Here is a 26,795-nt window from a genome sequence, read left to right as displayed (position 1 = left end):
TGCGTGGCCTGCTGGGTCCCGGCTCTGCGCAGCAACGCTTGCGCGTTGCAGCGCGTCCGGGACACGCAGGGATCAGCGTCGCACGTGCCTCACAGGTATCGCGTCAGCTCGGTCTTGACCTGTCCGTAGACGGCGTCCTCGATCTGGCTGCGCGTAATCCCGATGTCGCGCAGGGCGCGGTCGTCGAGCTCGTTCAGGGTCTTGACGGCGGAGCGGTGCTCCAGGCGATCGAACAGCGCGTAAACAACACTGGCGAGCGTTGCAAAAAATCCGCTCGATGAGGATGGGCGTATGCTCCGCCCGGCAGTTTGTGAGATCAGGGTCATTTTTCTTCTCCGGCAGTCGTCCCACGCGGCGAAGCCGATGCCGTTGGCGCAGACGCTACGAGCGCTTGCACCTCATTGCCGTCGGATTGCTCTCGCTCTCCTCGGCTCAATCGCGGAACTTGATGGAACTTAAATGCTCCAGTACACTGCTCGGAGCAAGTAAAACATTGCTCTCGGTGCAATAATGTCCAAGTTCGAGTACGTGAAGCTTGCCGATGCCATTGCCGTCGATATCGCTAACGGCACGTTAAGGCCCGGCGACCGCCTGCCGCCGCAGCGCAATTTTGCCTATGACCGTGGCATCGCGGTCTCGACCGCGAGCCGGGTTTATACGGAGTTGCTCCGCCGTGGGCTCGTCGTCGGCGAGGTCGGCCGCGGCACGTTCATCTCCGGCGACATCAGGCGCGAGGTCGAGGCCTTGAGCGAGCCGCGCGATGCGCGGATCGATTTCGAGGTCAATTATCCGCTGCTGCCGCAGCAATGGGCGATGATCGCCAAGAGCCTTGCGGGCCTCGAGCGCGTCGACGCACTTGAATCCGCGCTGCGCGTCTCGACCAGCACCGGCACCAGGAGCGCGCGCAATGCCGCCGCCGCCTATCTCGCGCGGAAGGATTTCGCCCCGCAGGCCGAGCAGATCGTCTTCACCGCCAACGGCAAGCAATCGCTCGCGGCCGCGCTCGCGGCACTCGTCCCGACCGGCGGCCGCTGCGGCGTCGAGGCGCTGACCTATCCTTACGTCAAGAGCATCGCCGCGCGGCTCGGCGTGACGCTGGTCCCGATTCCCATGGACGAGCATGGCGCGCGGCCCGACGCCATCCAGAAGGCGCATCGCGAGGCGCATCTGTCGGCGCTGTATCTCCAGCCCATCATCCAGAACCCGCTCGGCGTCACCATGACCGCGACGCGGCGCGCCGACATCATACGCGTCGCCGAGAAGCTCGACCTCACCATCATCGAGGACGCCGTCTACGGCTTCCTCGCCGACGACACGCCGCTGGCCGCCCTCGGGCCGGACCGCTGCATCGTGATCGACAGCCTGTCCAAGAAGGTCGCGCCGGGCCTTGCGCTCGGGATCCTCGTGGCGCCGCCTCGCTTGCGCGAAAGCGTGATGAGCGCGGTGCGGACCGGCGGCTGGATCGCCTCGGGCTACGCGCTCGCATCCGGGCAGCGGCTGATGGCCGACGGCACCGTCGCCGAGCTGACGCGGCTGAAGCGGATCGACGCCGCCCGGCGCCAGCAGACCGCTGCACGGCTGCTGGCCGGCTACCAGCTCGCCGCCGACCCGCGCTCCTACCATCTGTGGCTGACGCTGCCGCCGCACTGGCGCTCGCAGACCTTCGTGGCGGCGGCGGCGAGGCGCGGCATCGCGCTGACGCCGTCCTCCACCTTCGCCATCGCCCACGGCCACGCACCGAACGCGGTGCGCCTCGCACTCGCCCCACCCACCTTCGAGCAGCTCGATTCCGGCCTGCGCACCATCGTGTCGCTGCTCGGCACCAAGGAAGAGGATTTCGACTCGACGGAGTAGCTCAGATCTCCGGCCAATCCGCGATGAAGCCCCTCGCTTTGTAGGGCTCGATCTTGTCCCATTCGTGCAGCATGCGGCGGCGAAATTCGGCATCGGTATGCCAGAGCGAACGCGGCGTCGCGAAGCTGTCGACAGTGAGCAGCATCTTCTCGACCTCCGGCCAATGCCTCTGCAGCGTCATCGGGTAACGCCGCGCGGTCCAGGTGTTGCCGAGGCAGATCACGCTGCGGATGTTCCGCAGTCCGAGCGCGGCATCGATCACCGGAAGCGAGAAGATCACGTTCTCGCCGGTGTTCATCGCGCGATGCTCCTCAAGGATAACGTCCGCCGGAATGCTCGCCGCGATCATCGCCGACTTGATGATCGTGCACTCGGTTTGCTCCGAGCCCGGCGTCATACCGCCGCTGACAATCGACCCGCGGAATAGACCCTCGCGCCAGAGCCTTGCGGCAGTGCCGGCACGTAAGCCCACGTCTTCGCGGGTGCCGAACATGAACAGCAGGTCGGCTGGCCGCAGCGGCGTGTCGATCAGATGGGTGCGGTTGATTCTGGCGATCTCATCTGCCGTCGGCAGACGGGTGCTGCGGTCCATGACTGACATGAACGCAAGATGCGACGTCGGCGCCGCGACGCGAAGTCACGTTTGATTGCTGCCGATTGCACTCAAGGCAGCAGGCCCTTCGGCACCTGATCGAAACTGTAGCTCTGCGGCTGGTTGCGCCTGACGAAGCCGCCGACCTGCCAGGCGAACAGCGCGGCAAAGCCGAGGATGAACAGCACGCCGGCGAACTCGCCGATCACGAGGGCACGGATCAACAGGCCGGCCATCGCCACCGTCAGCATTGCGAGCAACGCCAGCACTGCCGCATAGGCCGCACGGCCAAGCCCGGCGGTCAGCACCGCGCGGCTGCCGGCCTTGGCCATGCGCGCATGCAATTCGACGATGAAGGCGCGAAAGCCGTTGTCCTGCGGCGCCATCAGCGCCGCGGTCTGCCAGCTCGTCGACAGGATCGTGATACGGCGGCCACTGCTGTGGGTGACATCGGCGCGGAAGCGATGCTGCTGCATCGAGACCGGGCGGAACGACAGCCGGATCGCGCCGATCTCGGCATAGGGCCACAGCGCGGCGCGGCCGCCGATGTGCCAGGAAAGCCCCTCCTCCGTCAGCTCGAAGCGATGCGCCGAGCCGATCAGCGACGCCTTGTAGGCGTAGCTCGTGACCGACGCCGCCTCGGCTCCCGAATCCTGCATCCTCACAATCAATCCAATCCCGCGCTCCGCGACCCGCTTGCGTGACCGCCCTGGCCCATCCTACAAGCGGGACATGGCTGAGACGATTTCTTTTCCGCGCCGCCTGATTCTCGGCGCCGCAATGACCTCAGGCGTACTGCTCGCTCTCGCGGTGCACATGCTGGGCGCGCGCTACGGGCTCGACCTCGGCGGGCTCTGGCGCTCCGACTCGCATGAGTTCATTCCCGCCGGCGCGGCGATCGCGTGGTGGCTGATCGCGACCGTCGGCTTCTCCGGCGGCTATTTCACGGCGACATTGATGCAGAGCGCCGTCTCCGGCCAGATCCCGCAGCGGATGCGGCAATTCCTGATCGCTGTCGGCGTGCTCCTGCTTGCTGGCGCGGGCCAGGCGGCTTCGGCACCGAGCCCGATCCCGAGCGTCTCGGGCGTGCTGGCCGGGCTTGCCGCGCTATGCCTCGGCGCCGTGATGGCGTTCTGCGGGGCCCATTTCGCGCTGCGCCGCGGCTGAATATCAGGCAGACACGCGCAGCCGCGGGCGGTCCAGCATCATCGCCACATCGGAAGCGGGCCGCGGCTTGCTGAACAGATAGCCCTGCGCCTGGGTGCAGCCCTCGCGCCGGAGCAGCTCGAGCTGCGCATCGTTCTCGACGCCTTCCGCGGTGGTGACGATCCCGAGACTGCGGCCAAGGCCCGTCACGGCGCGGATGATCGCCATGGAATCCTCGCGCGTCGTCAGTTCCGACACGAAGGAGCGGTCGATCTTGATCTTGTCGAACGGGAAGCTGCGCAGATAGCTCAGCGACGAATAACCGGTGCCGAAATCGTCGAGCGAGATCCGTACGCCCAGGGCGCGCAGCTCGTGCAGCGTGGTCAGCGTCGCCTCGCTGTTCTGCAGCAGCACGGATTCGGTGATCTCGAGCTCGAGGCGCCGCGCCGGCAGTCCCGAGGCGGCTAGCGCCGCGATCACGGATGTGATCAGGTTCGGATTCTTGAACTGGACCGGCGACAAATTGACGGCGAGGTCGACATCATCAGGCCAGGTCGCCGCGTCGATGCAGGCCGAGCGCAGCACGAATTCGCCGAGCTGGACGATCAGTCCGGTCTCCTCGGCCAGCGGAATGAAGTCGATGGGAGCAATCAGGCCGCGCTGCGGATGGTTCCAGCGCAGCAGCGCTTCGAAGGCGACGACGCGGCCGCTGGCCACGTCGCGGATCGGCTGATAATAAGCCTCGAATTCGTCGCGCTGCAGCGCCGCGCGCAGATCCATTTCAAGGAGACGACGCGCCTGCGCGCGGGCGTCCATGCCGGTCTCGAAGAAGCGATAGGTGCTGCGGCCGTCGGCCTTGGCGCGGTACAGCGCGAGGTCGGCGTTCTTCAATAGCTCGTCGGGATTGTTGCCGTCCTGCGGCGACAGCGAGATGCCGATCGAGACGCCGATCACGATCTGATGGTCGTCGATCTCGTAAGGTGCCGAGATCACCTCGACGAGGCGGCCGGCAAGCGATCTCGCAGCGGCTTCCTCGGAGCGTCCGATCTGGACCACGGCGAACTCGTCGCCGCCGAGCCGCGCCACGGTGTCGCTTTCGCCGACCGCGAGGGACAGCCTGCGGCCGACTTCCCTCAGCAGGGCATCGCCGATGGGATGGCCGAGCGAGTCGTTGATGTCCTTGAAGCGATCGAGATCGAGACAGAGCACCGCGAGCTGATCGCCCGACCTGGTCCGGCGCAGTCCCTGCTCGAGCTGCTCGTGGAACAGCACGCGGTTCGGCAGGCTGGTCAGCGCGTCATGGCGCGCCATGTGCGAGATCTTGGCCTGCGCTTCCAGCCATTCGGTGATGTCCTCGAAGGTCGCGACCCAGCCGCCACCCTGCATCGGCTGGTTGACCACCCGGATGGAGCGGCCGAACCGGCTGACGACGTCGGTCGTGGTGCGGCCCTCGCGCGCATCGGCGACGAGGCGGGCGAAGAATTCGTCCGCGTCGCCCTGCCACTGGCCCCTGGCCTGCTCGTCCCGCAAGATGTCGACCAGCCGGCGGCCGGTGAGCGCGATGTCGGTGCGGCGAAGCATCGCCGCATAGCGCTCGTTGAACAGGATGATCTTGCCGTCGGCGTCGAACATGCAGAGCCCCTGCGACATGTTCTCGAGTGCCGTATCCAACACCATTTGCTGGGCACCCAATTGGCCCCTGGCACGACGGTCGAGCAGCGCGGCCACGAGCGCGATCGCAATGATCGCGACCGCAGCGCTGGCGGTGAGGAAGGACAGCGAGGCCGGCGGGATCGACAGGCCTCCGATCGCGAGCGTCGGATCCGGCGTCAGCAGCACCGCGCTCATGGCCGTGAAATGATGCGCGACGATGGCGACCGTCAGCAGGGCCGTCGCCGCCAGCGCGTGGACGAGGTCGTCGCGGCGCGCCGCTACGAACAGCGCAAGTGCCGCAAAGAAGATTCCTGAAAGCACCGAGACGGCGACCGTGCTTCCGATCCAGTCCACCCGCGCAGGCATCTCCAGCGCCGCCATGCCGGTGTAATGCATCGCCGCGACACCGGCGCCGACGATGGCGCCGCCGAGGACGATCCATACCGCGCGCGAGGACGATACCGCGATGCTCAGCCCCACGAAGGTCACGGAGATTGCCAAGATCAACGACAGGATCGTCACCGGAATGTTGTAGGCGCCCGCGCCTCCGGGCCCGTAGGCGAGCATCGCGATGAAATGCGTCGCCCAGATGCCGCATCCGCTGACGGCGGCATCGAGGCCGAGCCAGGCCAGACGCCCGGTGCCCTGCGTCGCGCGCGCCCGGTGGAACAGGCTGATCGCCGCCGCGCTGGCGAGCAGACACACCGCGCCGCCAAGCGCGACGAGCCGCAAATCGTGCTCTTTGGTAAGACAGTAGAGAACTTGGTACATCCACGGGCCCCTATGGACCCGCACTTCAACCAACAGAAGTGGACAGTCGGTAACCGGCTAAGCGCCTGTTGCGGCAATGGTGAACGGAAGATGTGCCCATTCACTCGGATTGTTCATCCTCGCGTGCGCGCACAGAGGCGCCAGCCATACGGCTCGACGCCACTCTTCGGGGACGACGGAATATGGTGCAGGCATGCAAGCGCCGCGCGGATGACCGCGCGGCGCCATTCCCGTCAAGCCAGCTTAGCTCGCCGCACGCAGGTTCACCTTGCTCTCGGCGAGTTTCGTCAGCTTCATGTCGGTCGCCTTCTCTTCCTCGAGCGTCTTGGCGAGCACACTGGCGCAGTCGTTGCGGCCGAGCTGCCTGGCCCAGGCAATCAGGCTGCCGTAGCGTACGATCTCATAATGTTCGGCGGCCTGCGCCGCGTTGATCAGCGCGGCATCGAGCACCGCCTTGTCGGCGACCTCGCCGGCGGTCTCGTCGGCCTCCTCGATGATGCCGTCGATCGCCGGGCAGTCGACCGCCTTCACGGGAACGCCATGCATCTTGAAGACCTTCTCGAGCCGAGCGACGTGCTGCTTGGTTTCCTCGAGGTGCGTCAAAAAGCCCTGTTTCAGTTGCGGATCAGTGGCCTTGCTTGCCATTTTCGGCAGCGCCTTGGTCAGTTGCTGCTCGGCATAATAGATGTCCTGGAGCTGGTGCACGAACAGGTCGTTCATGGTCTTGATGTCTTTTGTGAACAGTCCCATCGTTCCGTCCTCTCGGTTTCTCTGGAACAACACGGCAGCGGCCTGCACGAAAAGCCGCTTATTCCGCCATGTTCGGTTGCTGATGAGGCACAACGAGCGCACGGCAGCGACGTTCCAAAAAAGCCCGTATGGCTTGCGCTGGAGCAACGCGGACCAAGGGGGGATCTGAGATCATCTCAACATTCGAAACGCACGAGCCGGCCGATTTCACGACTCATATGCTTAACGCGCCTTCCGATGTGAACCGCGTATGACAAAATGGCCGGTCCTGCGCAGAACCTATTGTTGTCAAGGGCTGCACAAGCCGGTGTTTTTGCCTTAAATGAGCCGGATCATGCCTAGCGATCGATGCCTGCCTATGGCCATCATCGCACCCGATTGGCCAATGCCTGGCCCGGTCGGTCTTGCCCCCCGCCGGGAGGATGAATGCACGGACTGCTGACCGCGCTGAAGCGCGGCTTCAAGAGATGGATCGGCTGGCGACGGCTCGGAGTCGCCGCGAGCATCTTCATCATCGCCTTCGCGATCACCACGCTGGTGCGGACCCTCAAGGGCATCGATACCGGGGTCATCCTGACCGCGTTGACCGAAATTCCCCGCGGGAGCATCGGGCTCGCGGCAGTCTGCGTTTTCTTCGCGTTCTGCACGCTGACCTTCTACGACTATTTCGCACTGCGAACGATCGGCAAGAAGCACGTGCCCTATCGCATCGCGGCGCTCTCCAGCTTCACGTCCTATTCGATCGGTCACAATATCGGCGCCACCGTCTTCACCGGCGGCGCGATCCGTTTCCGGATCTATTCGGATTACGGGCTGAACGCGATCGACGTCGCCAAGATCTGTTTCCTGTCGGGCCTGACCTTCTGGCTCGGTAACATCTTCGTGCTCTCGATCGGCCTGGCCATCCATCCGGATGCGGCGTCCTCGATGGATCAGCTTCCCCCGTCGATCAACCGGCTGATCGCCCTCGGCGGCCTTGCCTCGATCGGCGCGTATCTGGTCTGGCTGTGCATGGGCGAGAAGCGGCGGGAGCTCGGCCAGAAGGGGTGGAAGGTGGTGCTGCCCTCGGCGCCGCTGACCCTGGTGCAGATCCTGATCGGCGTGGTCGATCTCGGCTTCTGCGCCCTGGCAATGTATCTGCTGATGCCTGCCAATCCGCCGATCGACTTCATGTCGCTTGCCGTGGTGTTCATCCTGGCGACGCTGATCGGCTTTGCCAGCCATGCGCCCGGGTCGATCGGCGTGTTCGATGCCGCCATGCTGGTGGCGCTGCCCCAGTTCGGCCGCGAGGAGCTTCTGGCGACGCTGCTGGTGTTCCGCATCCTCTATTTCGTGATCCCGTTCGGCCTCGCCATCTCCATCATGGGCACGCGCGAGCTCTGGATGAACGTGGTCGCCCCCTGGCAGGAGCGGCGGCGGCTGGCGGAGGCCTGCGCCCAGGCCAATCTGCCCAAGCAGGTGGCCGGGATGGAGCGTGAACGGGCGCTGCGGCAGGCCGGCAAGCGGTAGGCGGATCCTCGAACCCGTGAGACAAAGGTTGCAGGCGGGGGAGCGATCCTCTCTTATTTCCGCCTCAACTTTGCCGTTGAACACGCGGGCCATGATCCCTCGCCCCCTTCGTTCCCTTTCCGCAGGCGCCCTGCTGCTTGCGGCGATTCTGGTCGCCCTGCTGCCCGAGCGCGCCGTCGCTCAGGACGCCGGCGCCCTGCAGATCAGCTGGGAGGTGCGCAACCGTTTCCGGCTGTTCCGCGAGGAGCGCGACTTCCTGCTCCATGTCGAGAACGCGCGCAACCGCAACATCCTGGCCGCCGAACAATCGCTGGAGCTCCAGAGCGAAGGCCGCGGCTGGGCCCGCAACATGGTCAACCGCCTCTGCATCGACCTCCAGGGCCGGGTCAACCAGCCCTGCACCCGCGACAACACCAAGGAAAACTACCTCACCCCGATCGACCACCCGGTCACCGTGCGCCTCGTTGGCGCGGTGCCGGTCGGCGCCACCTGCGCCTGGTCGTTCGACGACGGCGACGGCCCGCAACAATCGACCTTCGACTGCGCCGAGCCGATCAACCTGCGCGTCCGCTACGGCAAGCAGACGGTCGCAACCGTCGACGTCTCCTCCGGCTCCGATCCGACCCAGCGCGTCCAGACCGAGATCCAGGTCCGCGACATTTTCGTCGCCGGCCTCGGGGACAGCATCGCCTCGGGCGAAGGCAATCCGGACCGTCCGCTGGCGCTGTCCGACGAAGGCTTCTGCTTCCGCTCCTACCTCGGCACCGCCGGTGCGCAATATTACCGGCCGAGCCGCCAGGGCTTCAAGGGCGGCCGCGCCTGCGAGGCGCCGGATACGCTTGCCAACTGGCAACGCTACAGCGCGCTCTGGTTCAACGCGCCCTGCCACCGCTCGCTGTACAGCTACCAGACGCGCACCGCGCTGGCGCTCGCCGTGCGTTACACCCATATCGCCGTGACCTACCTGCCGCTCGCCTGCACCGGCGCCAGCATCGGCGACGGGCTGCTAGGCTCGCAGCGAGCCCGCGAGTGCCCGCCCGGCAAGACCGGCGTCTGCAACACCAGCGTGAACGCCCAGGTCGCCGAGCTGCGCGAAGCGCTCACCGCGGCGAAGAAGCGCCAGCCCGACCGCACACTCGACCTGGTGCTGCTCTCGGTGGGTGCCAACGACGTCTATTTCTCCGGTCTCGTCGCCGACGTGATCGTCGAGACCCCGACCGAGCGCACGCTGTTCCGCCGCTCCGGGGTGATGGCGAGCGTCGACGATTCCCGTGATGCGCTGGCGCGCGAGCTGCCGCAGAATTTCGTCAAGCTGCGCGAGGCACTGAAGCCCCTGGTCGACGGCGACCTCTCGCACGTGGTCTATGTCTCCTATGCCAACCCAGCGCTCGCCGACGGCGGCGTGCCCTGCCGCGGCGGTCGGGCCGGCTTCGACATCCATCCGTCGTTCAACGCCGACCCACAGCGCCTTGCCCGCGTCTCGACCTTCGTCGACACTGAATTTCTGCCGCAGCTGAAGGGCCTCGCCACCTGCACGCGCGGCGCGCTGTGCCGCGATCCCGAAGCCGATCGCATGACGTTCGTCGATGCGCACCAGGCCGCGTTCGCCGATCACGGCTTTTGCGCCCATTCCGGCAACGATCCCGAATTCGACCGCAGCTGCTTCGCCGAGAACGGCCAGAGCTTCAATCCCGACATCGTGAGCGGAGCGAACCAGCCGATGCTGTGCGGCCGCGGCGCCTCGGAATACCGCGCCTACCTGCCCCGCGCGCGCTGGATCCGCGATGCCAATGACAGCTATTTTGCGGCGATGACCTATCCGCAAGGACTGCCGGCCGCGAGCCAGCCGACCGACATCCACGACGCGACCTGGGGCGTGCTCTCCGCCGTCTATGGCGGCGCCGTGCATCCGAGCGCGGAAGGTCATGCCGCGATGGCGGATGCAGCGCTGCCCGCCGCAAGCGCCGTGCTCGGGCTCGACGCCGTGCCGCCGGGCGTGACGCGCGGATCCCTGCCGCAGCTGTTGCCGAGCGCAAGGCAGTAGCGCAGACGCGAGCTCGTTCCACACACTCGGTGTCGTCGCCCGACTTGATCCGGCGATCCAGTACGCCGAGACAATAGTGATGAATCGAGAAGCCGCGGCGTACTGGATTCCCCGCCTTCGCGGGGAATGACAGCGGTGTGTGCGGCATCATCTTGCGCATCACGACCGCTCGCACGTTCTCCTCGCGCCATCATCGTTCCCCCCGACCTGCCTTTCATCAATCCAAAAACGGCATCGATCGATACTGCCTTGAGCTTGGACACTTTGCCGCGCGCGCCTCTAGGACTCGTCTCGGGGAAACGGGTCGAGTTCAAGGAGGCGCCTGATGAGCGCAGTGGTGTCCACAGCGGATGCGAGGAGATCTCGCGTCAGGCTGTTCATCGTGACCATGTTGTTCCTGGTCACCACCGTGAATTATGCCGACCGCGCCACGCTGTCGATCGCAGGCCCCGCGCTCTCCAAGGAGCTGCATCTCGATCCCGTCGCAATGGGCTGGATCTTCTCGGCCTTCGGCTGGTCCTATGTCGTGGCGCAGGTGCCGGGCGGCTGGCTGCTCGACCGCTATGGCTCGCGCATCGTCTATGCCTTCAGCATCATCATCTGGTCGTTGTTCACGCTGATGCAGGGCTGGATCGGCTTTCTCAGCGCCGGCGCGGCCGTCGTCGTGCTGTTCGCTCTCCGCCTCCTTGTCGGCGTCGCGGAAGCGCCCTCCTTCCCCGCCAATGCCCGCATCGTCGCGGCCTGGTTTCCAAGCAACGAACGCGGCACGGCATCGGCCTTCTTCAACTCGGGACAGTATTTCGCCACCGTGATCTTCGCGCCGCTGATGGGCTGGATCGCGCACGCCTATGGTTGGCGCTTCGTGTTCTTCGTGATGGGCGCGCTCGGCATCGTCATGGGCTTGGTCTGGCTCAAGACCATTTACGGACCGAAGGAGCATCCCTCGATCAACGAGGCCGAGTTCGATTACATCAGGGAAGGCGGCGCGCTGGTCGATCTCGATGCGCCCAAGGACGATCTGCCGCGCGCGCGTTCGCCCGAGGCCGGCTCCGGCTGGCACCACATCCGCCAGCTGCTCTCCAACCGCATGATGCTCGGCGTCTATCTCGGCCAATACTGCATCAACACGCTGACCTATTTCTTCCTGACCTGGTTCCCGGTCTATCTCGTCAAGGAGCGCGGCCTGTCGATCCTGCAGGCCGGCTTCGTCGCGACGCTGCCGGCGCTGTGCGGCTTCATCGGCGGCGTGCTCGGCGGCATCATCTCCGATGCGATCCTGCGCAGGACCGGCTCGCTGACCATGGCGCGCAAGATTCCGATCGTCGGCGGCATGCTGCTGTCGATGTCGATCGTCGCCTGCAACTATGTCGACGGACAGGCGCTGGTGGTCGGCTTCATGGCGCTAGCCTTCTTCGGCAAGGGCATCGGTGCGCTCGGCTGGGCGGTCGTGTCCGACACCTCGCCGAAGGAAGCCGGCGGCGTCTCCGGCGGCCTGTTCAACACCTTCGGCAATTTGTCCTCGATCACCACGCCGATCGTGATCGGCTACATCCTGGCCGCGACCGGCTCGTTCAACGGCGCACTGGTGTTCGTCGGCCTCAACGCGCTGGTGGCCGCCTTCGCCTATCTCGTCATCGTCGGCAAGATCGAGCGGGTGACGCTCAAACGTTCCTCCTGAGGGCTCCCATGGGAGCTCGACCAGGCAACTCAACGGCGGCCCTCAAAGCCGCCGTCTTTGTTTTTGGGGGTGATCGATGCTAGAAGTGCCAGGGAAACGCCTTATCCATCTAAGGCATGTATCGATGTTCGACCTCAACCAGCTCCGCTGTTTCGTCACGGTGGCGGAAGAACTGCATTTCGGCCGCGCCGCCGCGCGGCTGAACATGACCCAGCCGCCGCTGTCCCGGCAGATCCAGGTGCTCGAGCACATCATCGATGCGCCGCTGCTGGAGCGCACCAGCCGCTCGGTCCGTCTCACCCCTGCGGGACGAAGCTTCCTGCCGGAGGCGCGCCGCATCCTCAAGCTCGCGGAAAGCGCTTCGCAAGTCGCTCGCCGCATCGCGCTCGGCAAGACGGGGTCGGTGAAGATCGGCTTCACCGCGGCCGCCGCCTATGGCTTCCTGCCCGAGCTCGTCGCGGCGTGCCGCGCCAAGCTGCCCGAGGTCGACTTCTCGCTGAAGGAGATGGTGTCGGGCGACCAGTTCGAGGCGTTGACCTCGGGCCAGATCGACGCCGGCCTGCTCAGGCCGCCGATCGCGCGGCCCGAACTCGCCAGCCGCCGCGTCGTCGCCGAGCCCCTGCTCGCCGCGATCCCGAAGAAGCATCCGCTCGCGAATGCCGAGAGCATCACCATCAAGGATTTCGACGACCAGCCCTTCGTGATGTATTCGCCCTATGAGAGCCGCTACTTCCACGATCTCCTGGTGGCGCAATTCACCCGCGCCGACGTGCTGCCGCGCTACGTCCAGCATCTCAGCCAGATCCACTCGATCCTGGCGATGGTCCGCGCCGGCCTCGGCCTTGCCATCGTGCCGGCCGCGGCTGCGGGCCTGAAGATCTCCGACGTCCGGCTGCGGCCGCTGAAGCTGCGGGGCCGCGTACCGGTCGAGCTGTTCATGGTCTGGCGCCGCGACGACGAGAATCCGCTGCTCTCGGCACTGGTCAAGATCGCCGGTGAACTGTCCTCCGCGGAGGTGGCGGAAGATTGATGCTCAATCCGCATCGGTCGATATAGGCTTTGGCTTGGACCCGCATCGAACGGTCTCCTAAATCACGGCGCATGGACGCGCAGGCATCGAGGACCGCGTCCTCCACAACACGCACGAAGGGAACAGCGCCCGTGAGCAAGATGACCCCGCAGGAAATGGCCCAGAAGATCGGATCCGGCCTCCTGTCTTTTCCCGTCACGCCGTTCAGGGCGGACTACTCCTTCGACGAGGCGACCTACCGCTCCAACATGGACTGGTTGTGCGGCTATGACGTCGCCGGCCTGTTCGCCGCCGGCGGCACCGGCGAGTTCTTCTCGCTGACGCCGACCGAGGTTCCCGAAGTCGTCAAGATTGCCGTCGACGAAACCAAGGGTCGCGTGCCCGTGCTCGCCGGCACCGGCTATGGCACCGCGATCGCCCGAGAGATCGCGATTGGCGCGGAAAAGGCCGGCGCCGACGGCCTGCTGCTGCTGCCACCCTATCTCACTCACGCCGAGCAGGACGGCCTTGCCGCCCATGTCGAAGCAGTGTGTGCCGCCGTGAAGATCGGCGTCATCGTCTACAACCGCGACAACGCCATCCTCCAGCCCGACACGCTCGCGCGTCTCGCCGAGCGCTGCCCGAACCTCGTCGGCTACAAGGACGGTATCGGCGACATCGAGCTGATGACCCGCGTCTACACCAAGCTCGGCGACCGCCTGACCTATGTCGGCGGCCTGCCGACGGCCGAGACCTTCGCCCTGCCCTATCTCGACATGGGCGTGACGACCTATTCCTCCGCCGTGTTCAACTTCGTGCCGGAATTCGCCACCAATTTCTACACGGCCGTGCGCAAGCGCGACCACGCCACGATCCAGGCCGGGCTGAAGGATTTCATCCTGCCGCTGATCGCGATCCGCAACCGCAAGAAGGGCTATGCGGTCTCGATCATCAAGGCCGGCATGAAGGTGATCGGCCGCGATTCCGGCCCGGTCCGCCCGCCGCTGACCGACCTCACCGAGCAGGAGATCGCGGAGGTGACCGCGCTGGTGAAGAATCTGCCCGCCATCCGATCGTCACAACAGGCTGCAGAATAGGACGCCGACAGCGAGGAGCGTTCGATGGCCCAGACCAATATTTCCGGCGCACCTGTTATCACGGCGATGCAGGTGATCCCGGTCGCGGGCCGCGACAGCATGCTCCTCAACCTCAGCGGTGCGCACGCGCCGTTCTTCACCCGCAACATCGTCATCCTCACCGACAATGCCGGTCACACCGGCCTCGGTGAGGTGCCGGGCGGGCAGAAGATCTGGCAGACGCTGCAGGACGCGCGCGATCTCGTCATCGGCAAGACCGTCGGCGCGATGAACAACATCCTCGCCGAAATCCGCACGGCCTTCGCCGACCGCGATGCCGGCGGCCGCGGCAAGCAGACGTTCGACCTCCGCGTCATGATCCACGCCGTGACCGCGATCGAATCTGCGCTGCTCGATTTGCTCGGGCAGCACCTCAACCTGCCGGTCGCGGCGCTGCTCGGCGAAGGCCTGCAGCGCAGCAGCGTGGAGACGCTGGGCTATCTCTTCTTCGTCGGCGATCGCCGCAAGAGCAGGCTGGACTACGTTGCGGGCGAGACCGGCAAGCCAGAGTGGTTCAATCTCCGCCATCAGGAGGCGATGACGCCCGAGACCGTGGTGCGGCTCGCGGAAGCCACCCACGACCATTACGGATTCGCCGACTTCAAGCTGAAGGGCGGCGTGCTGCGCGGAGAGCAGGAGATCGAGGCCGTCACCGCCATCGCCAAGCGCTACCCGAACGCGCGCGTCACGCTAGACCCCAACGGCGCCTGGTCGCTGGACGAGGCGATCAGGCTCTGCAAGGGCATGCACGGTGTCCTTGCCTATGCCGAGGACCCCTGCGGCGCCGAGGCCGGCTTCTCCGGCCGCGAAATCATGGCCGAGTTCCGCCGCGCCACGGGGCTGCCCACCGCAACCAACATGATCGCGACCGACTGGCGCCAGCTCTCCCATGCGCTGCGGCTCGGCGCAGTGGACATTCCGCTGGCCGATCCCCATTTTTGGACCATGCAGGGCTCGGTGCGCGTCGCCCAGACCTGCCGGGACAACGGCCTGACCTGGGGCTCGCATTCCAACAACCATTTCGACATTTCGCTGGCCATGTTCACCCATGTCGGCGCCGCCGCGCCCGGCAAGGTCACCGCGATCGACACCCACTGGATCTGGCAGGACGGCCAGGCGCTGACCAAAGAGCCGCTCCAGATCAAGGGCGGCAAGATTGCCGTCCCCGACAGGCCGGGGCTGGGTATCGAAATCGACAGGGCCGCTATCGACGCGGCGCATGACCTCTACAAGCGGCATGGACTTGGCGCCCGTGATGACGCTATTGCCATGCAGGACCTGATCCCAGGCTGGACCTTCGACGACAAGCGTCCCTGCCTCGTGCGGTAAACACTCTGGAGGAAACGATGACTGCGATCCTTAAAAACTTCATCGGCGGCGAATGGGTCGACGGCTCGGGCGTCACCAGGAACATCAATCCCTCCAACACCAACGACGTCGTCGGCGAATACGCCAAGGCCGACAAGGCGCAGACCGAGAAGGCGATCGCCGCCGCCAAGGCCGCCTTCCCCGCCTGGGCGCAGTCGACGCCGCAGGCGCGCTTCGACGCGCTGAACAAGATTTCGCTCGAAATCCTCGCCCGCAAGGAAGAGCTCGGCCGCCTGCTCGCGCGCGAGGAGGGCAAGACCCTCCCCGAGGGTATCGGCGAGGTCGCCCGCGCCGGCCAGATCTTCGCGTTCTTCGCCGGCGAGGCGCTGCGCCTGATCGGTGAGAAGGGCGCCTCGGTGCGTCCCGGCCTCGACGTCGAGCTCACCCGTGAGCCGATGGGCGTCGTCGGCATGATCACGCCCTGGAATTTCCCGATCGCCATCCCTGCCTGGAAGATCGCGCCGGCGCTGTGCTACGGCAACACCGTGGTGTTCAAGCCGGCCGAACTGGTGCCGGGCTCGGCGCATGCGCTGTCCGAGATCATCACCCGCTCCGGCATTCCCGCCGGCGTGTTCAACCTCGTGGTCGGCTCGGGCTCGGTGGTCGGACAGACCCTGCTCGATCACCCGGACGTCGCCGCGATCTCCTTCACGGGCTCGGTGCAAACCGGGCGCAAGATCGCGCAGGCCTGCGTGCTCTCGAACCCGATGAAGAAATTCCAGCTCGAAATGGGCGGCAAGAATCCGCTGGTCGTGCTCGATGACGCCGATCTCAAGACCGCCGTCGAAGTCGCCGTCAACGGCGCCTATTTCTCCACCGGCCAGCGCTGCACGGCCTCCTCCCGCCTGATCGTCACCGAAGGCATCCACGATCGCTTCGTCGCGGCGGTGGCCGAGCGCCTCAACAGCCTGTCGGTCGACGACGCGCTCAAGGCCGGCGTGCATATCGGCCCCGTGGTCGACCAGAGCCAGCTCGACCAGGACCTGCGCTACATCAAGATCGGCCAGGACGAGGGTGCCAAGCTCGCCTTCGGCGGCGAGCTGCTCAAGCGCGAGAGCCCCGGCCATTACCTCCAGCCGGCGCTGTTCACCGAAGCCAACAACAACATGCGCATCGCGCGCGAGGAAATCTTCGGACCGGTCGCCGCCGTGATCCGTGCGAAGAACTACGAAGAGGCGCTGGCGATCTCCAACGACACCGAGTTCGGCCTCGCCTCGGGCATCTGCACCACCAGCCTGAAATACGCCTCGCACTACAAGCGCAACAGCGAGTCCGGCATGGTGATGGTCAATCTGCCGACCGCCGGCGTAGACTACCACGTGCCGTTCGGCGGCCGAAAGGGCTCGAGCTACGGCGCCCGCGAACAGGGCTCGTATGCGCGCGAGTTCTATACCACGGTGAAGACGGCTTATACGTTCCCGGGCTGACCGGGAAGATCTCGTAGGGTGGGCAAAGCGAAGCGTGCCTACCGCTTACGTCTGATGTGAAGCGTGGTGGGCACGGCGCGATGCGCCTTTGCCCACCCTACGGCTTCGGAGGCAAGCCCAGATGGACCAGGACGTCGCAGCGAAAGAGCAGCCCCGCTATATCAAGCTCAACGAGCGCGACAATGTCGCGATCGTGGTCAATGATTTCGGGCTTCCCGCCGGCTCCCGCTTTGCCTGCGGGCTGACGCTGCGCGCCTTCGTGCCGCAGGGGCACAAAACGGCGCTTGTCGATATCGCCGAAGGCGCGCCGATCATCCGCTATGGCGAAATCATCGGCTATGCGCTGTCGCCGATCTCGGCCGGCGAATGGGTGGACGAGGCGCGCATCCGCATGCCGGAGGCTCCTGACCTCGACAAGCTCGAAATCTCCACCGCCGTGCCGGCGCCGCTGCCGCCGCTCGAGGGCTTCACCTTCGAGGGCTATCGCAATCGGGACGGCTCGGTCGGCACGAAAAATATTCTGGGCATCTCCTCCTCCGTGCAATGCGTCAAGGGCACGATGGAATATGCGGTGAAGCGCATCCGCGCCGAACTGCTGCCCAAGTACCCCAACGTCGACGATGTCGTGCCGCTGACGCATGCCTATGGCTGCGGCGTCGCCATCACCGCGCCCGACGCGGTGGTGCCGATCCGAACGCTGCAGAACATCGCGCTGAACCCGAATTTCGGCGGCGAGATCCTGGTCATCGGTCTCGGCTGCGAGAAGCTCGCGCCGGAGCGGTTGGTGCCCGAAGGCGTCAGCGATGCCATCGTGCGGATGCAGGACGAAGCCTTCGACGGCTTCGGCGCGATCGTCGATGCGATCATGTCCCAGGCCGAATCCCGGCTGAAGGTGCTCAACGCCCGCCAGCGCGAGACCTGCCCGGCCTCCGATCTCGTCATCGGCCTGCAATGCGGCGGCAGCGACGCCTTCTCCGGCGTCACCGCCAACCCCGCCGTCGGCTTCGCCGCGGACCTCCTGGTGCGCGCGGGCGCTACCGTGATGTTCTCGGAAGTGACCGAAGTGCGCGATGCCATCCAGCTGCTGACGCGGCGCGCCGTCAACGAGGACGTCGGCCGCGCGCTGGTGCGCGAAATGGCCTGGTACGATTCCTATCTCGCCCGTGGCGGCGCCGACCGCAGCGCCAACACCACGCCCGGCAACAAGAAGGGCGGCCTCGCCAACATCGTCGAGAAGTCATTGGGCTCGATCGTCAAGTCCGGCTCCTCCGCAATCACCGGCGTGCTCTCGCCCGGCGAAAAGGCGACGCAGAAGGGCATGCTGTTCGCGGCGACGCCCGCCTCCGACTTCATCTGCGGCACGCTGCAGCTCGCCTCGGGCATGACGCTGCAAGTGTTCACCACCGGCCGCGGCACGCCCTACGGGCTCGCGGCAGCGCCCGTGATCAAGGTCGCGACCCGCAGCGAGCTCGCCCGGCGCTGGAAGGACCTGATCGACTTCGACGCCGGCCGCATCGCCACCGGCGAGAAGACCATCGAGGAAACCGGCTGGGACCTGTTCCGCCTGATCCTCGACGTCGCCTCTGGCCGCACCAAACCATGGTCGGATCGCTGGGGCATCCACAACGATCTCACGCTGTTCAATCCGGCGCCGGTGACCTGAGCGCCGCGGAGTCGGTCGATCACTGCCTGTCGATCAGATGCATGTCGCCCAGCGTGACGGGCAGGCTGCGCGTGATCAGGTCCGCAATCGCCGCGCGCAGCCGTTCACTTGCAGCCGGTCCGTCGAACATGTCGTCGACCTGGCCGCTCGGGCCTGCGACGCTGACGGTCCCGGTATTGTCGAGCGGCGCGGCCGCCCGCTTCTCGATCACGTCGAACGATTTGCCCTCGATGACGCGCACTTCGTACAACGCGTGGATCAGGCCGTAGTTTGCAAGCAGCGTCCGGTATTCGGCGAAGCCGACGCCCTCGACGCTGCGTCCATTTCCGAGTTTCGATCTTGCCCGGGTGATGACGATATAGGCATCCAGCCCCTGCGGGGTGATGTCGCTGCGAACCAGCTCCTTGAACGGATCGCTCCGCAGCAGATTGACGGGCGCAACCGCCGAATCCCGGATCGCAGCGAATGCCGCGCGCCTGTAGGTCACCGGCTGCACGCGAAAACGTCCGGCGAGCAGCTTCGTTGCCTGCTGGACGATCAGCTCGTCCAGACCCCATGCGCTGATCGACACGCTTTGCGCGCTGTTGCCAAGGCCGGTCAGTCCGGCTTGCATCAGGCTCATTTCCTCGCCGATGGCCGAGACGATGCCGACGGTCTTGATTGCCTGGAGACGGCTCGCGCGCGTCTCGAAGGCCGCGGCGGCGCCGAGGGCGACGCAAGCGGCCGCGAGGCCAATCCATAGAAAAGCAGTGCGGCGCATGGCGAGCTACCGAATCCTGAAGTCGAACGAATAGGACGCGCCGAGTCCAACGGTGGTCTGGTTCGACGATCCCCGCAGCTTGACCAGCGGGCTGTCCGCGGCGTCGCCGAGCAGCTTCTCGTACTCGACATAGGCGTGAACCTCCCACTGCGGATTGATGCGGTAGGAGATCTGGCTGCCGAAGCCGACCGAGTGTGCGCCGCCCCTGGCATCGTACCTCGCCAACCCCGACGCCAGCGCCTGCGCAGCGTCGACGCCGAAATACGGCGCGGTCGCGTTGGTGCTCTTCCAGGTGAAGCGCGGACCGGCCGAGATGGTGAGCCTTTGAATCAGCGGAACGATGACGTCGGCGGAGACGTCGGCGACCGTGCCGGTGTGGCCGCCGATACCCTGGCGCAATTCGCTGCGCAGGCGCAGCCAGTCCACGGGATAATATTCGACGAAGCCGCCGAGCTCGTATGCGGCATCGACATTGCCGAGGCCTGTCAGCTCCGCATATTTGTCAGCCTTGCGCGAGGCGACGTATTTGAACGCAGGGCCGGCGCGAAAATTGCCGACGTCGAGCAGCGCGATGCTGGCGCTGTCGCGCGGCCCACGAAACTGGTCGACTGATCCGGCACGACGGATGGTGAAGATCGGAATCGGGAGGAATTTCCCGTCGTTCGACCCGACGAAATTGGGCATGTACTGTCCGCCGATGCCGACCATGACGGTCCAGTTGCCCGAGGGCGAAGGCAGCATCGGCAGCTCGAACGGCGGCGCGGGCAGCGTGACCGGGGTCTGCGCCGATGCCGGTTGTGGAATGGTCGCGATCGCACCGAGTGCGGTAAGGAGGGCGATGGTCAGCCGCGCATTCACCGTGAGGCGGAAGGCGGCTTCGTCAAGATGCTTCATTACGGGCCCCGGACCGGCCTTGCTGGCCTGGTCGACTGATGTGGTTCGGAGCCTCAGCATGTGGTCCGGCAAAATTGCCCCAAGATTGCAAGGCGAGAGCCGCTGAGACAATCCGCTCCCGGCGTGTGCTGCGCATGGCTCGCCGAACCAATATTGCCCGAACATTGCCGACAGGCGCCCATGCGCCCAAACTTTGGCCGGCAGTGCCGATCAGCCCGCTTGCGTCTGCCTTTTATTCGCCAAGCTCGCTGCCTTTATGGGAACCCTGCGCACGAGCCGAAACGCCAGACTTCGGCCAGGGAGCGTCACGCTCGGGTTCTGTTGCCAGCACAGTCAAGGACGACCCGCGTGCGCTCCCTTGTGATCGAAGACGAACCGCAGATCGGCGCTTATGTCAGCCGCCTGCTCGGGCAATTGCACGGGATCGTCGATCTCGTCAGCTCGATTGCCGATGCCCGCCAGGCGCTGAGCAACTTCAAATATGATCTCGCGATCATCGACCGGATGCTGCCCGACGGCGATGCGCTCCAGGTGGTCACGGCGCTGAGCCAATCGCCCGACCGCCCCGCGATCATCATGCTGACGTCCAGGGACGCCACGGAGGATGTCGTCGATGGTCTCAACGGCGGCGCTGACGATTATCTCGGCAAGCCGTTCGAGCCGCAGGAGCTGCTCGCGCGGGTACGCGCGGTGCTGCGGCGGCCCCGGCTGCTCGCGCCCTCGGTGCTGTCGCTCGGCAATGTCGAGCTGCATCTCGGCAGCAACGAGGCCGTCGTCGCCGACACCAAAATTCTGCTGCGGCGGCGTGAGGCCCTGATCCTGGGAGCGCTGCTGATGCGGCGCGACCGCGTCATCACCCGCGCCGCCCTGATCGAGGAGATCTACGGCTTCGACGACGAGATCGAGTCCAACACACTCGAATCGCAGGTCTCACGCCTGCGCAAGAAACTGGCTGAACTCGGCGGCGACGTCGAAATCCGCAGCATGCGCGGCATCGGATATATCCTGCGGCTGGCAACACCTCGATGAGGTCGATCGCCCGGACGTTTGCACTGTCGCTCGGCATCGCCGCCACGGCGATCTTCCTGATCATGCTCAGCATCTTCATCTGGCGCTACCCGACCGAGGAACGCGAATTCAGGTCCTGCCAGGTCGTGGCCGCCATTCTCGATCGCGCGACGGTGATCGAAGGGCAAAAGCTGACGGTGCGTTCGACTCCTGCCCTCGAGGAACTGAAGGCGGACAGTCCAAACCTCTGGTACGTCGTATCCTCGGGCGACCTGCTCAGCGAGTACGGCAGCGAACATCGGCCCGCCCTCCCCTTCGTGTTTCCCTACCACGGGCCCGTCGGCTCGTCCGTCTTCAGCACGCTCGACCAGAACAGCACCTTCTGTCTCTCCGCCGTGCAACGGGGCTCGTTGCGGCTCGCGATGATGGTGGGCGAGCCTCAGGTCCGCTTTGGCCGGATTGCAAGGACTTTTCTCCTGCGAAGGGTCTTTTCGATCATCCTGGTGGCACTGGCCTTTGCTGCGACCGTCGCGATCGGTTCGGCCCTCGCCGCTCGTTTCGTCTCACGGGGGATCGAGCGGGTCGCGAAGCGCGCCCTCGCGATCGATCCGTCGGCGCCGCAAGGCTCGATATCCTTGTCGGAGGTTCCTTACGAGCTGAAGCCGCTGGTCGAGGCGTTGAACCGTGCCTTCGGCGAGATCGACGCCTACATCAGGATGCAACGCCGCTTTCTCGGCAACGCTGCCCATCAACTCCGCACGCCGCTCACGCTGCTGCGTGCGAAGATCGAGGACGTGCCCGAGCCGGCGCTGAAGGCCGAATTGGTGCGCGACGTCAGGCGCCTGACGTCACTGGTCTCCGCCATGCTCGACCTGGCCCGGCTGCAAAATCATGCGATCGAGAAGCGGCCGATCGATCTCGCCCAGATCACGCTCGACGTGCTGGCCGATTTCGGTCCCTCGGCACTGGACGCCGGCATCGAGCTCGCGCTGGAGCAGGACGGGAAAGGTCCGCTCCTGGTGCAAGGCGTGGACGCCGCGATTCGCAGCGCGCTCGCCAATCTCGTCGGAAACGCGCTCATCCACGCCCATGGCGCGCAACGCATCGTCGCCACGCTCAGCCGCGATGGCATCTCCATTCACGACGACGGCGCGGGCCTGCCCGATGGCGCCGAACTCGGGCTGACCGAGCCGTTTCAGACCGGCAACGCGGCCGGCGACGGCGCGGGCCTCGGCCTGTCGATCGTCCGCGAGATCATGGCCGCTCATGGCGGCGAGCTGGTCATTGCTTCCACGCCCGGCCGCGGCACGACCATGAGCCTGCGCTTTCCCGCGGCCATCGCGCCGGTCAAAGCCCCGCAGCCCGATCTGCAAGAGCACTAAGCGAGGCGTACCGATCCGCGAAACCGTCCGGAAACACTGGCGCGAAAAGCTTCTTCATCGTTTCGTCCTTTCGCATCAGGCAACCAATATTGCGCCCAAGGCCAATCGAATGTTCGCACACGCGCGAACCTGTTCCTGCACCGTCACGACCAAACCTCCGATTGACATCTTCAACGGAGATTTCCAATGCGTGTTTTCACAATGATTGCCGTCGCCGCCGCTGTGATTGCGAGCTCGACCAGTGCCTTCGGCAGCGAGCTTCCCTCTTACGAAGTGACGTCGTTTCCGATCTCGGCGACGCAAGTGCAGGTGCTCGGCAGCGGCGGCGTCGAGGAGCAGTCGGCTGCGCCCGCGATGATCGTCGCCGGCATGCCGGCCTCGCCCGCGCAGGTCTCGGTGCTGTCGCCGCGCGTCAAGCAGCTTGCGAGCGCGGGTTCCGAGAGCCAGGCGCGCTAAGCCTTTCTCGTCATCCAACAACAATCACTCTTTTTGTGCTGAAACGTCATGGCCGGGCTTGTCCCGGCCCATCCACGTCTTGCTCCGCTGCACGAAGAATGTGGATGCACGGGACACGCCGGGCGTGACGGCCTCTCCCCGCACCAATCGGAATGGCACGCGCGTTCAGATGCTGCCCAAACGAAACAGCGCATGCGCAAACGCCGTCGAATTTCCTCGCAAGGGGCGACGGCGATGCGTGGCGCGACAGCCGGTCGGGGCAGGACGCGCGAGCAGACGCCTCTATTGCTTGGGCGCCGGCGCCATCATCCCGCCGCCGCTCTTCTTCGGCGCGGGTGCCGGCGGCTTGGTGGCCGCAGCCTGCGCGGGCAGATATTTTGCCACGATGGCGGGATCGACCTGGGCGATGTTGGCGTCAGGCAGGCGCGTCCAGGTCTCGTCCTTGCCGAGCAGCGAAAATCCGAGATAGCCGCGCAGCGTCAGGGTCTGGCCATCGGGACTGACCTTCATGTTGGCCTTCCAGATCTGGCCGTCACGCGGATTGAGCACGTTGCCGCCTTCGTACTTCAGGCCTTCGCGCTTCATGTTACGGACGAAGGAGATGCCGAGCACCGGCGCGTTCTTGCGGTCGTCCGTGCACTTGGAGCACACCTCGTTCGGATCGTCGCCGGGCCGCGGGAAGGTCTTCGCGATCACGCCTTCGAAGACGCCGCTACGGTCGACGAACAGGAACCATCCGACCGTCTTGCCGTCTTCGACCTTCTGCCAGAGGCCCGCCGCCGTGGGCTCGGCGGTCTGCGCCGCAGACGGCGTCACCGCCGCGAGCGACAATGCCAGCGCGAGGAAGGGCAGCCGAAAGCTGGGAGAATTCCGCATTAGATCACCTTGCTATTCCATGACCGGAATGGCCGCAGACTACGGCGATTTCGCGAACAGCTCCAGCACCAGAAACATGGGGCATCGCCTCCCCCGCTCCGCTGCCGTCAGTTGACACCCAGCTTCTTTTGCAGGCTGGAGGATGACGTCGTGTACTGGAACACGAGCCGCTTATCCGGAAAGACGTAGCGATGGGCTTTTTGCGACATCAGCGCACCCTCGTGGAAGCCGCACAGGATCAGCTTGATCTTGCCGGGATAGGTGTTGATGTCGCCGATCGCGAAGATGCCCGGCACGTTGGTCTCGAACGCGGAGGTCTCGACCGGCACCAGATTGTTCTCCAGCGCGATGCCCCAGTTCGCGACCGGGCCGAGCTTCATGGTCAGTCCGAAGAACGGCAGCATGGTGTCGCAGGAAATGTCGCTCACATTGTTGTCGTTGCCCTTGATGGTGGCGCCGGCGAGCTTGCCCTCGGCGCCCGAGAGCGCCGTGACCTGGCCGAGCCGCAGATCCATCTTGCCGGCGGCAACCAGCGCGCGCATCTGCTCGACGCTGTGGGGCGCGGCGCGAAACTCGTCGCGTCGATGCAACAGCGTGATGCGCTTGGCGATCGGATGCAGATTGAGCGTCCAGTCGAGCGCGGAATCGCCGCCGCCGACGATCAGCACGTTCTTGTCGCGGAACGTTTCCATCTTGCGCACGGCGTAATGGACTGACGTGCCTTCATAGGCCTCGATGCCCGGCACCGGCGGACGCTTGGGCTGGAACGAGCCGCCACCGGCCGCGATCACCAGCACCTTGCATTCGAACACCTTGCCCGCATCCGTGGTGCAGCGAAACAGGGGATCGCCGATCTTCTCCACGGTCTCTACCATCTCGCCGAGATGGAAGGTCGGATGGAACGGCTTGATCTGCTCCATCAGCGCGTCGGTGAGGCCCTGCCCCGAAACCTGCGGAATGCCGGGAATGTCGTAGATCGGCTTTTCCGGATAGAGCTCGGCGCATTGGCCGCCGACCTTGTCGAGGATGTCGACGAAATGCGCCTTCATGTCGAGAAGGCCGAGCTCGAAGGCGGCGAACAGACCGCAGGGGCCGGCGCCAATAATCAGCACGTCGGTTTTGATCACGTCGCTCATGTCGTCTCTTTATCGATCGTTATCGGTTGGACGGCGCCCTTCGGGCCGAGGTGACCCTGCCTGTCTAGCCAACGGGGATGGATCAGGGAAGGCATAAAAGCGGGAGGCCCCGCCGCCGCGCCCACTTGCCGGGACAGGATAAGTGGGCTGTAACGTGCAAGGATATGACGGAGATCAATCGGTGAACGCACCAAGCCGCCTCGACACCACGCCGCGCCTGGAGGACTTTCCCTTCCGCCTCAGCGACAATGTCCGCTTCGGCGATCTCGATCCCAACCAGCACGTCAACAACGCGGTCTACGCCACCTATTTCGAGACCGGCCGTGTCACGCTGATGAAGCTTCCTCAGTACGGCCTGACCCCGCCGGGCCTCGCCTGGATCATGGTGCGGCTCGACATGCATTTTCGCGCCGAACTGCACTGGCCGGGCACGATCGAGCTCGGCCTTGGCGTGGTGAAGTTAGGGCGAACGTCAGTGACCTTCGAGCAGGTCGTGTTCTCGGAAGGAAAGTGCATCGCCTCGGCGATGTCGGTCGGCGTCATGCTCGACGAGGCGACGCGGCGGCCTGCGCCGCTCAGCGCGGAGATCGTCGAGAAGCTCAGACCCTGGCACAAGCGCGGCATCGAGGTCGTGCCGCCGAGCAGTCAGTCTGTTTGAGGGATCGATCAGGCTTGCCGTTCCGGCGTCGTCACGACGAGACCATCGAGGTCGTCGGAGACCTTGATCTGGCAGGACAGACGTGAATTCGGGCGCACGTCGAAACCGAAATCGAGCATGTCCTCCTCCATCGGAGTCGGGCTGCCGACCTTCTCGCGCCAGGCTTCGTCGACATACACATGGCAGGTCGCGCACGCGCAGGCGCCACCGCATTCGGCCTCGACGCCGGGAATGCTGTTGCGGATCGCGGCTTCCATCACGGTTGCGCCGTTCTCGATTTCCACCGTGCGGGTTTCGCCCTTGTGGTCGACAAAGTGAATCTTGGCCATGTGTGCTCGTGCTGCCGCGGTGCTGGAATGAAGGAGGGTCCGGGCTGTCCTATAACGGGTCGACCAGCCCGGCGCCATAGGGTTTTGACGCGAAGTGAATCCCGCTTTGCGGCAAGAAAATGCATCAAAACAAGCGACTAGAGCCGGCTCGGCCGGCTGGCCCTAGGGCTTCAGGATCGCCTCGATGGCAGCGCGGGCCTCGATCACGGCCTCCTTCAGCGCGGCGAAGGCGTGGTGCTGGCTATGGCCGGTCTGGATAGCGGTCTCCAGGCTCGCTGCGGCATCAGCCACCGCGAAAGCGCCGATCCCGCAGGCCGAGCCCTTGAGCTTGTGGGCAAGTGCACCGGCCTCCGCCGGCTGCGCCGTCATCGCCGCCATCAGGCGGACCGTCTGCTCGGCGAACATGGCCAGCACTTCCTGTTCCAGCTCCGCGTCGCCGAGCGTCATCCGGGAGAGATGGTCGAGGTCGAGAGGGCTGTCGATGGGTGCAAGCGGGGGCGAGGGCATCCAGTCCATCCGTTGCAGTTCAGGCGTCATGGCGCAGGCCCCGGCATCGCGCGACGGTTCCGCCGGTCCGGCGGTGGATTTCACCTCACCCAAGCATGGAAATGGTTAACGAAATGTTTGGCACGTTTGACGCAGATCTGCCCGTTTATTGACGAAAAGTTGCCGCAATCCGCCGAGACCGGTGGAGAA

General features: G+C 65.4%; 25 protein-coding genes. 14 read left to right on the top strand and 11 right to left on the bottom strand.

What is annotated here, in order from left to right:
* Positions 1–89: 89 nt before the first annotated feature.
* Complete coding sequence (locus ACFDR6_RS27835; protein ID WP_212091626.1) at positions 90–326, bottom strand: DUF1127 domain-containing protein; 237 nt, start codon at positions 324–326, stop codon at positions 90–92.
* A 184-nt stretch (positions 327–510) separates the two neighbouring features.
* Here ACFDR6_RS27835 and ACFDR6_RS27830 point away from each other — a divergent pair, with 184 nt between their 5' ends.
* A complete protein-coding gene (locus ACFDR6_RS27830; RefSeq protein WP_212091624.1) occupies positions 511–1,854 on the top strand; it encodes an aminotransferase-like domain-containing protein in 1,344 nt (447 codons plus the stop codon).
* A gap of 1 nt (position 1,855) precedes the next feature.
* Here the strand turns inward: ACFDR6_RS27830 and ACFDR6_RS27825 are convergent, their stop codons facing one another.
* A complete protein-coding gene (locus ACFDR6_RS27825; RefSeq protein WP_375860233.1) occupies positions 1,856–2,455 on the bottom strand; it encodes a YdcF family protein in 600 nt (199 codons plus the stop codon).
* A gap of 62 nt (positions 2,456–2,517) precedes the next feature.
* Complete coding sequence (locus tag ACFDR6_RS27820; RefSeq protein ID WP_375860232.1) at positions 2,518–3,105, bottom strand: hypothetical protein; 588 nt, start codon at positions 3,103–3,105, stop codon at positions 2,518–2,520.
* 73 nt (positions 3,106–3,178) lie between these two features.
* Here ACFDR6_RS27820 and ACFDR6_RS27815 point away from each other — a divergent pair, with 73 nt between their 5' ends.
* Positions 3,179–3,613, top strand: a complete 435-nt coding sequence (locus ACFDR6_RS27815) for a hypothetical protein (protein WP_375860230.1) — start codon at positions 3,179–3,181, stop codon at positions 3,611–3,613.
* A gap of 3 nt (positions 3,614–3,616) precedes the next feature.
* On the opposite strand, the gene ACFDR6_RS27810 is transcribed toward ACFDR6_RS27815, so the two are convergent.
* Complete coding sequence (locus ACFDR6_RS27810; protein WP_375860229.1) at positions 3,617–6,016, bottom strand: EAL domain-containing protein; 2,400 nt, start codon at positions 6,014–6,016, stop codon at positions 3,617–3,619.
* Positions 6,017–6,259: 243 nt separating this feature from the next.
* Positions 6,260–6,766: a YciE/YciF ferroxidase family protein gene (locus ACFDR6_RS27805; protein WP_375860228.1), complete on the bottom strand. Its 507-nt coding sequence runs from the start codon at positions 6,764–6,766 to the stop codon at positions 6,260–6,262.
* A 426-nt stretch (positions 6,767–7,192) separates the two neighbouring features.
* On the opposite strand from ACFDR6_RS27805, the gene ACFDR6_RS27800 reads away from it, so the two are divergent.
* The 8 genes from ACFDR6_RS27800 to garD all read left to right on the top strand — a co-directional run bounded on the left by ACFDR6_RS27800 (position 7,193) and on the right by garD (position 18,600).
* Positions 7,193–8,275 (top strand): lysylphosphatidylglycerol synthase transmembrane domain-containing protein, encoded by a 1,083-nt coding sequence (locus ACFDR6_RS27800; protein ID WP_212091611.1) that lies wholly within the window; start codon positions 7,193–7,195, stop codon positions 8,273–8,275.
* A 91-nt stretch (positions 8,276–8,366) separates the two neighbouring features.
* Entirely contained in the window at positions 8,367–10,319 is a 1,953-nt protein-coding gene (locus ACFDR6_RS27795) for an SGNH/GDSL hydrolase family protein (RefSeq protein ID WP_317243335.1), read from the top strand.
* A 325-nt stretch (positions 10,320–10,644) separates the two neighbouring features.
* Positions 10,645–11,997 carry an MFS transporter gene (locus tag ACFDR6_RS27790; RefSeq protein WP_212091600.1) on the top strand — a complete coding sequence of 451 codons (1,353 nt, stop codon included), beginning with the start codon at positions 10,645–10,647 and terminating at the stop codon, positions 11,995–11,997.
* A gap of 124 nt (positions 11,998–12,121) precedes the next feature.
* Positions 12,122–13,027 (top strand): LysR family transcriptional regulator, encoded by a 906-nt coding sequence (locus tag ACFDR6_RS27785; RefSeq protein ID WP_212091598.1) that lies wholly within the window; start codon positions 12,122–12,124, stop codon positions 13,025–13,027.
* Positions 13,028–13,158: 131 nt separating this feature from the next.
* The gene (gene kdgD / locus ACFDR6_RS27780) at positions 13,159–14,103 is read left to right on the top strand and encodes a 5-dehydro-4-deoxyglucarate dehydratase (RefSeq protein ID WP_375860227.1); all 945 of its coding nucleotides are present in this window, start codon (positions 13,159–13,161) and stop codon (positions 14,101–14,103) included.
* A 24-nt stretch (positions 14,104–14,127) separates the two neighbouring features.
* On the top strand, positions 14,128–15,471 hold the full coding sequence (gene gudD / locus ACFDR6_RS27775; RefSeq protein ID WP_375860225.1) for a glucarate dehydratase: 1,344 nt from the start codon (positions 14,128–14,130) through the stop codon (positions 15,469–15,471).
* A gap of 17 nt (positions 15,472–15,488) precedes the next feature.
* Positions 15,489–16,937 carry an aldehyde dehydrogenase family protein gene (locus ACFDR6_RS27770; RefSeq protein ID WP_212091584.1) on the top strand — a complete coding sequence of 483 codons (1,449 nt, stop codon included), beginning with the start codon at positions 15,489–15,491 and terminating at the stop codon, positions 16,935–16,937.
* Positions 16,938–17,058: 121 nt separating this feature from the next.
* Positions 17,059–18,600, top strand: a complete 1,542-nt coding sequence (garD, locus tag ACFDR6_RS27765; protein ID WP_375860224.1) for a galactarate dehydratase — start codon at positions 17,059–17,061, stop codon at positions 18,598–18,600.
* A 19-nt stretch (positions 18,601–18,619) separates the two neighbouring features.
* Here the strand turns inward: garD and ACFDR6_RS27760 are convergent, their stop codons facing one another.
* Together ACFDR6_RS27760 and ACFDR6_RS27755 are read right to left on the bottom strand one after the other, a co-directional pair.
* Positions 18,620–19,360, bottom strand: coding sequence for a hypothetical protein (locus ACFDR6_RS27760; protein WP_375860223.1), 741 nt, complete (start codon positions 19,358–19,360; stop codon positions 18,620–18,622).
* A gap of 6 nt (positions 19,361–19,366) precedes the next feature.
* Positions 19,367–20,254, bottom strand: a complete 888-nt coding sequence (locus ACFDR6_RS27755; protein ID WP_375860221.1) for a MipA/OmpV family protein — start codon at positions 20,252–20,254, stop codon at positions 19,367–19,369.
* Between the two features lie 348 nt (positions 20,255–20,602).
* On the opposite strand from ACFDR6_RS27755, the gene ACFDR6_RS27750 reads away from it, so the two are divergent.
* The 3 genes from ACFDR6_RS27750 to ACFDR6_RS27740 all read left to right on the top strand — a co-directional run bounded on the left by ACFDR6_RS27750 (position 20,603) and on the right by ACFDR6_RS27740 (position 23,100).
* Positions 20,603–21,283, top strand: coding sequence for a response regulator transcription factor (locus tag ACFDR6_RS27750; RefSeq protein WP_212091575.1), 681 nt, complete (start codon positions 20,603–20,605; stop codon positions 21,281–21,283).
* Positions 21,280–22,644 carry a sensor histidine kinase gene (locus ACFDR6_RS27745; protein WP_212091573.1) on the top strand — a complete coding sequence of 455 codons (1,365 nt, stop codon included), beginning with the start codon at positions 21,280–21,282 and terminating at the stop codon, positions 22,642–22,644. The genes ACFDR6_RS27750 and ACFDR6_RS27745 overlap by 4 nt, the downstream gene beginning before the upstream one ends.
* Before the next feature lie 186 nt (positions 22,645–22,830).
* Positions 22,831–23,100 carry a hypothetical protein gene (locus tag ACFDR6_RS27740; RefSeq protein WP_375860220.1) on the top strand — a complete coding sequence of 90 codons (270 nt, stop codon included), beginning with the start codon at positions 22,831–22,833 and terminating at the stop codon, positions 23,098–23,100.
* Positions 23,101–23,382: 282 nt separating this feature from the next.
* Here ACFDR6_RS27740 and ACFDR6_RS27735 read toward each other — a convergent pair whose 3' ends face one another.
* Positions 23,383–23,976 (bottom strand): DUF2147 domain-containing protein, encoded by a 594-nt coding sequence (locus ACFDR6_RS27735; protein WP_317243326.1) that lies wholly within the window; start codon positions 23,974–23,976, stop codon positions 23,383–23,385.
* A 107-nt stretch (positions 23,977–24,083) separates the two neighbouring features.
* Positions 24,084–25,112, bottom strand: coding sequence for an NAD(P)/FAD-dependent oxidoreductase (locus ACFDR6_RS27730; RefSeq protein WP_212091567.1), 1,029 nt, complete (start codon positions 25,110–25,112; stop codon positions 24,084–24,086).
* A 181-nt stretch (positions 25,113–25,293) separates the two neighbouring features.
* On the opposite strand from ACFDR6_RS27730, the gene ACFDR6_RS27725 reads away from it, so the two are divergent.
* Positions 25,294–25,770, top strand: coding sequence for an acyl-CoA thioesterase (locus ACFDR6_RS27725; protein ID WP_212091565.1), 477 nt, complete (start codon positions 25,294–25,296; stop codon positions 25,768–25,770).
* Between the two features lie 8 nt (positions 25,771–25,778).
* Here ACFDR6_RS27725 and ACFDR6_RS27720 read toward each other — a convergent pair whose 3' ends face one another.
* Positions 25,779–26,099: a 2Fe-2S iron-sulfur cluster-binding protein gene (locus ACFDR6_RS27720; protein WP_018317347.1), complete on the bottom strand. Its 321-nt coding sequence runs from the start codon at positions 26,097–26,099 to the stop codon at positions 25,779–25,781.
* Positions 26,100–26,261: 162 nt separating this feature from the next.
* A complete protein-coding gene (locus tag ACFDR6_RS27715) occupies positions 26,262–26,636 on the bottom strand; it encodes an Hpt domain-containing protein (RefSeq protein WP_317243325.1) in 375 nt (124 codons plus the stop codon).
* Positions 26,637–26,795: the final 159 nt, after the last annotated feature.

Source organism: Bradyrhizobium tunisiense (assembly GCF_042263385.1).
Taxonomy (GTDB): Bacteria; Pseudomonadota; Alphaproteobacteria; order Rhizobiales; family Xanthobacteraceae; genus Bradyrhizobium; species Bradyrhizobium tunisiense.
This window is presented reverse-complemented; position numbering and strand designations above follow the sequence as displayed.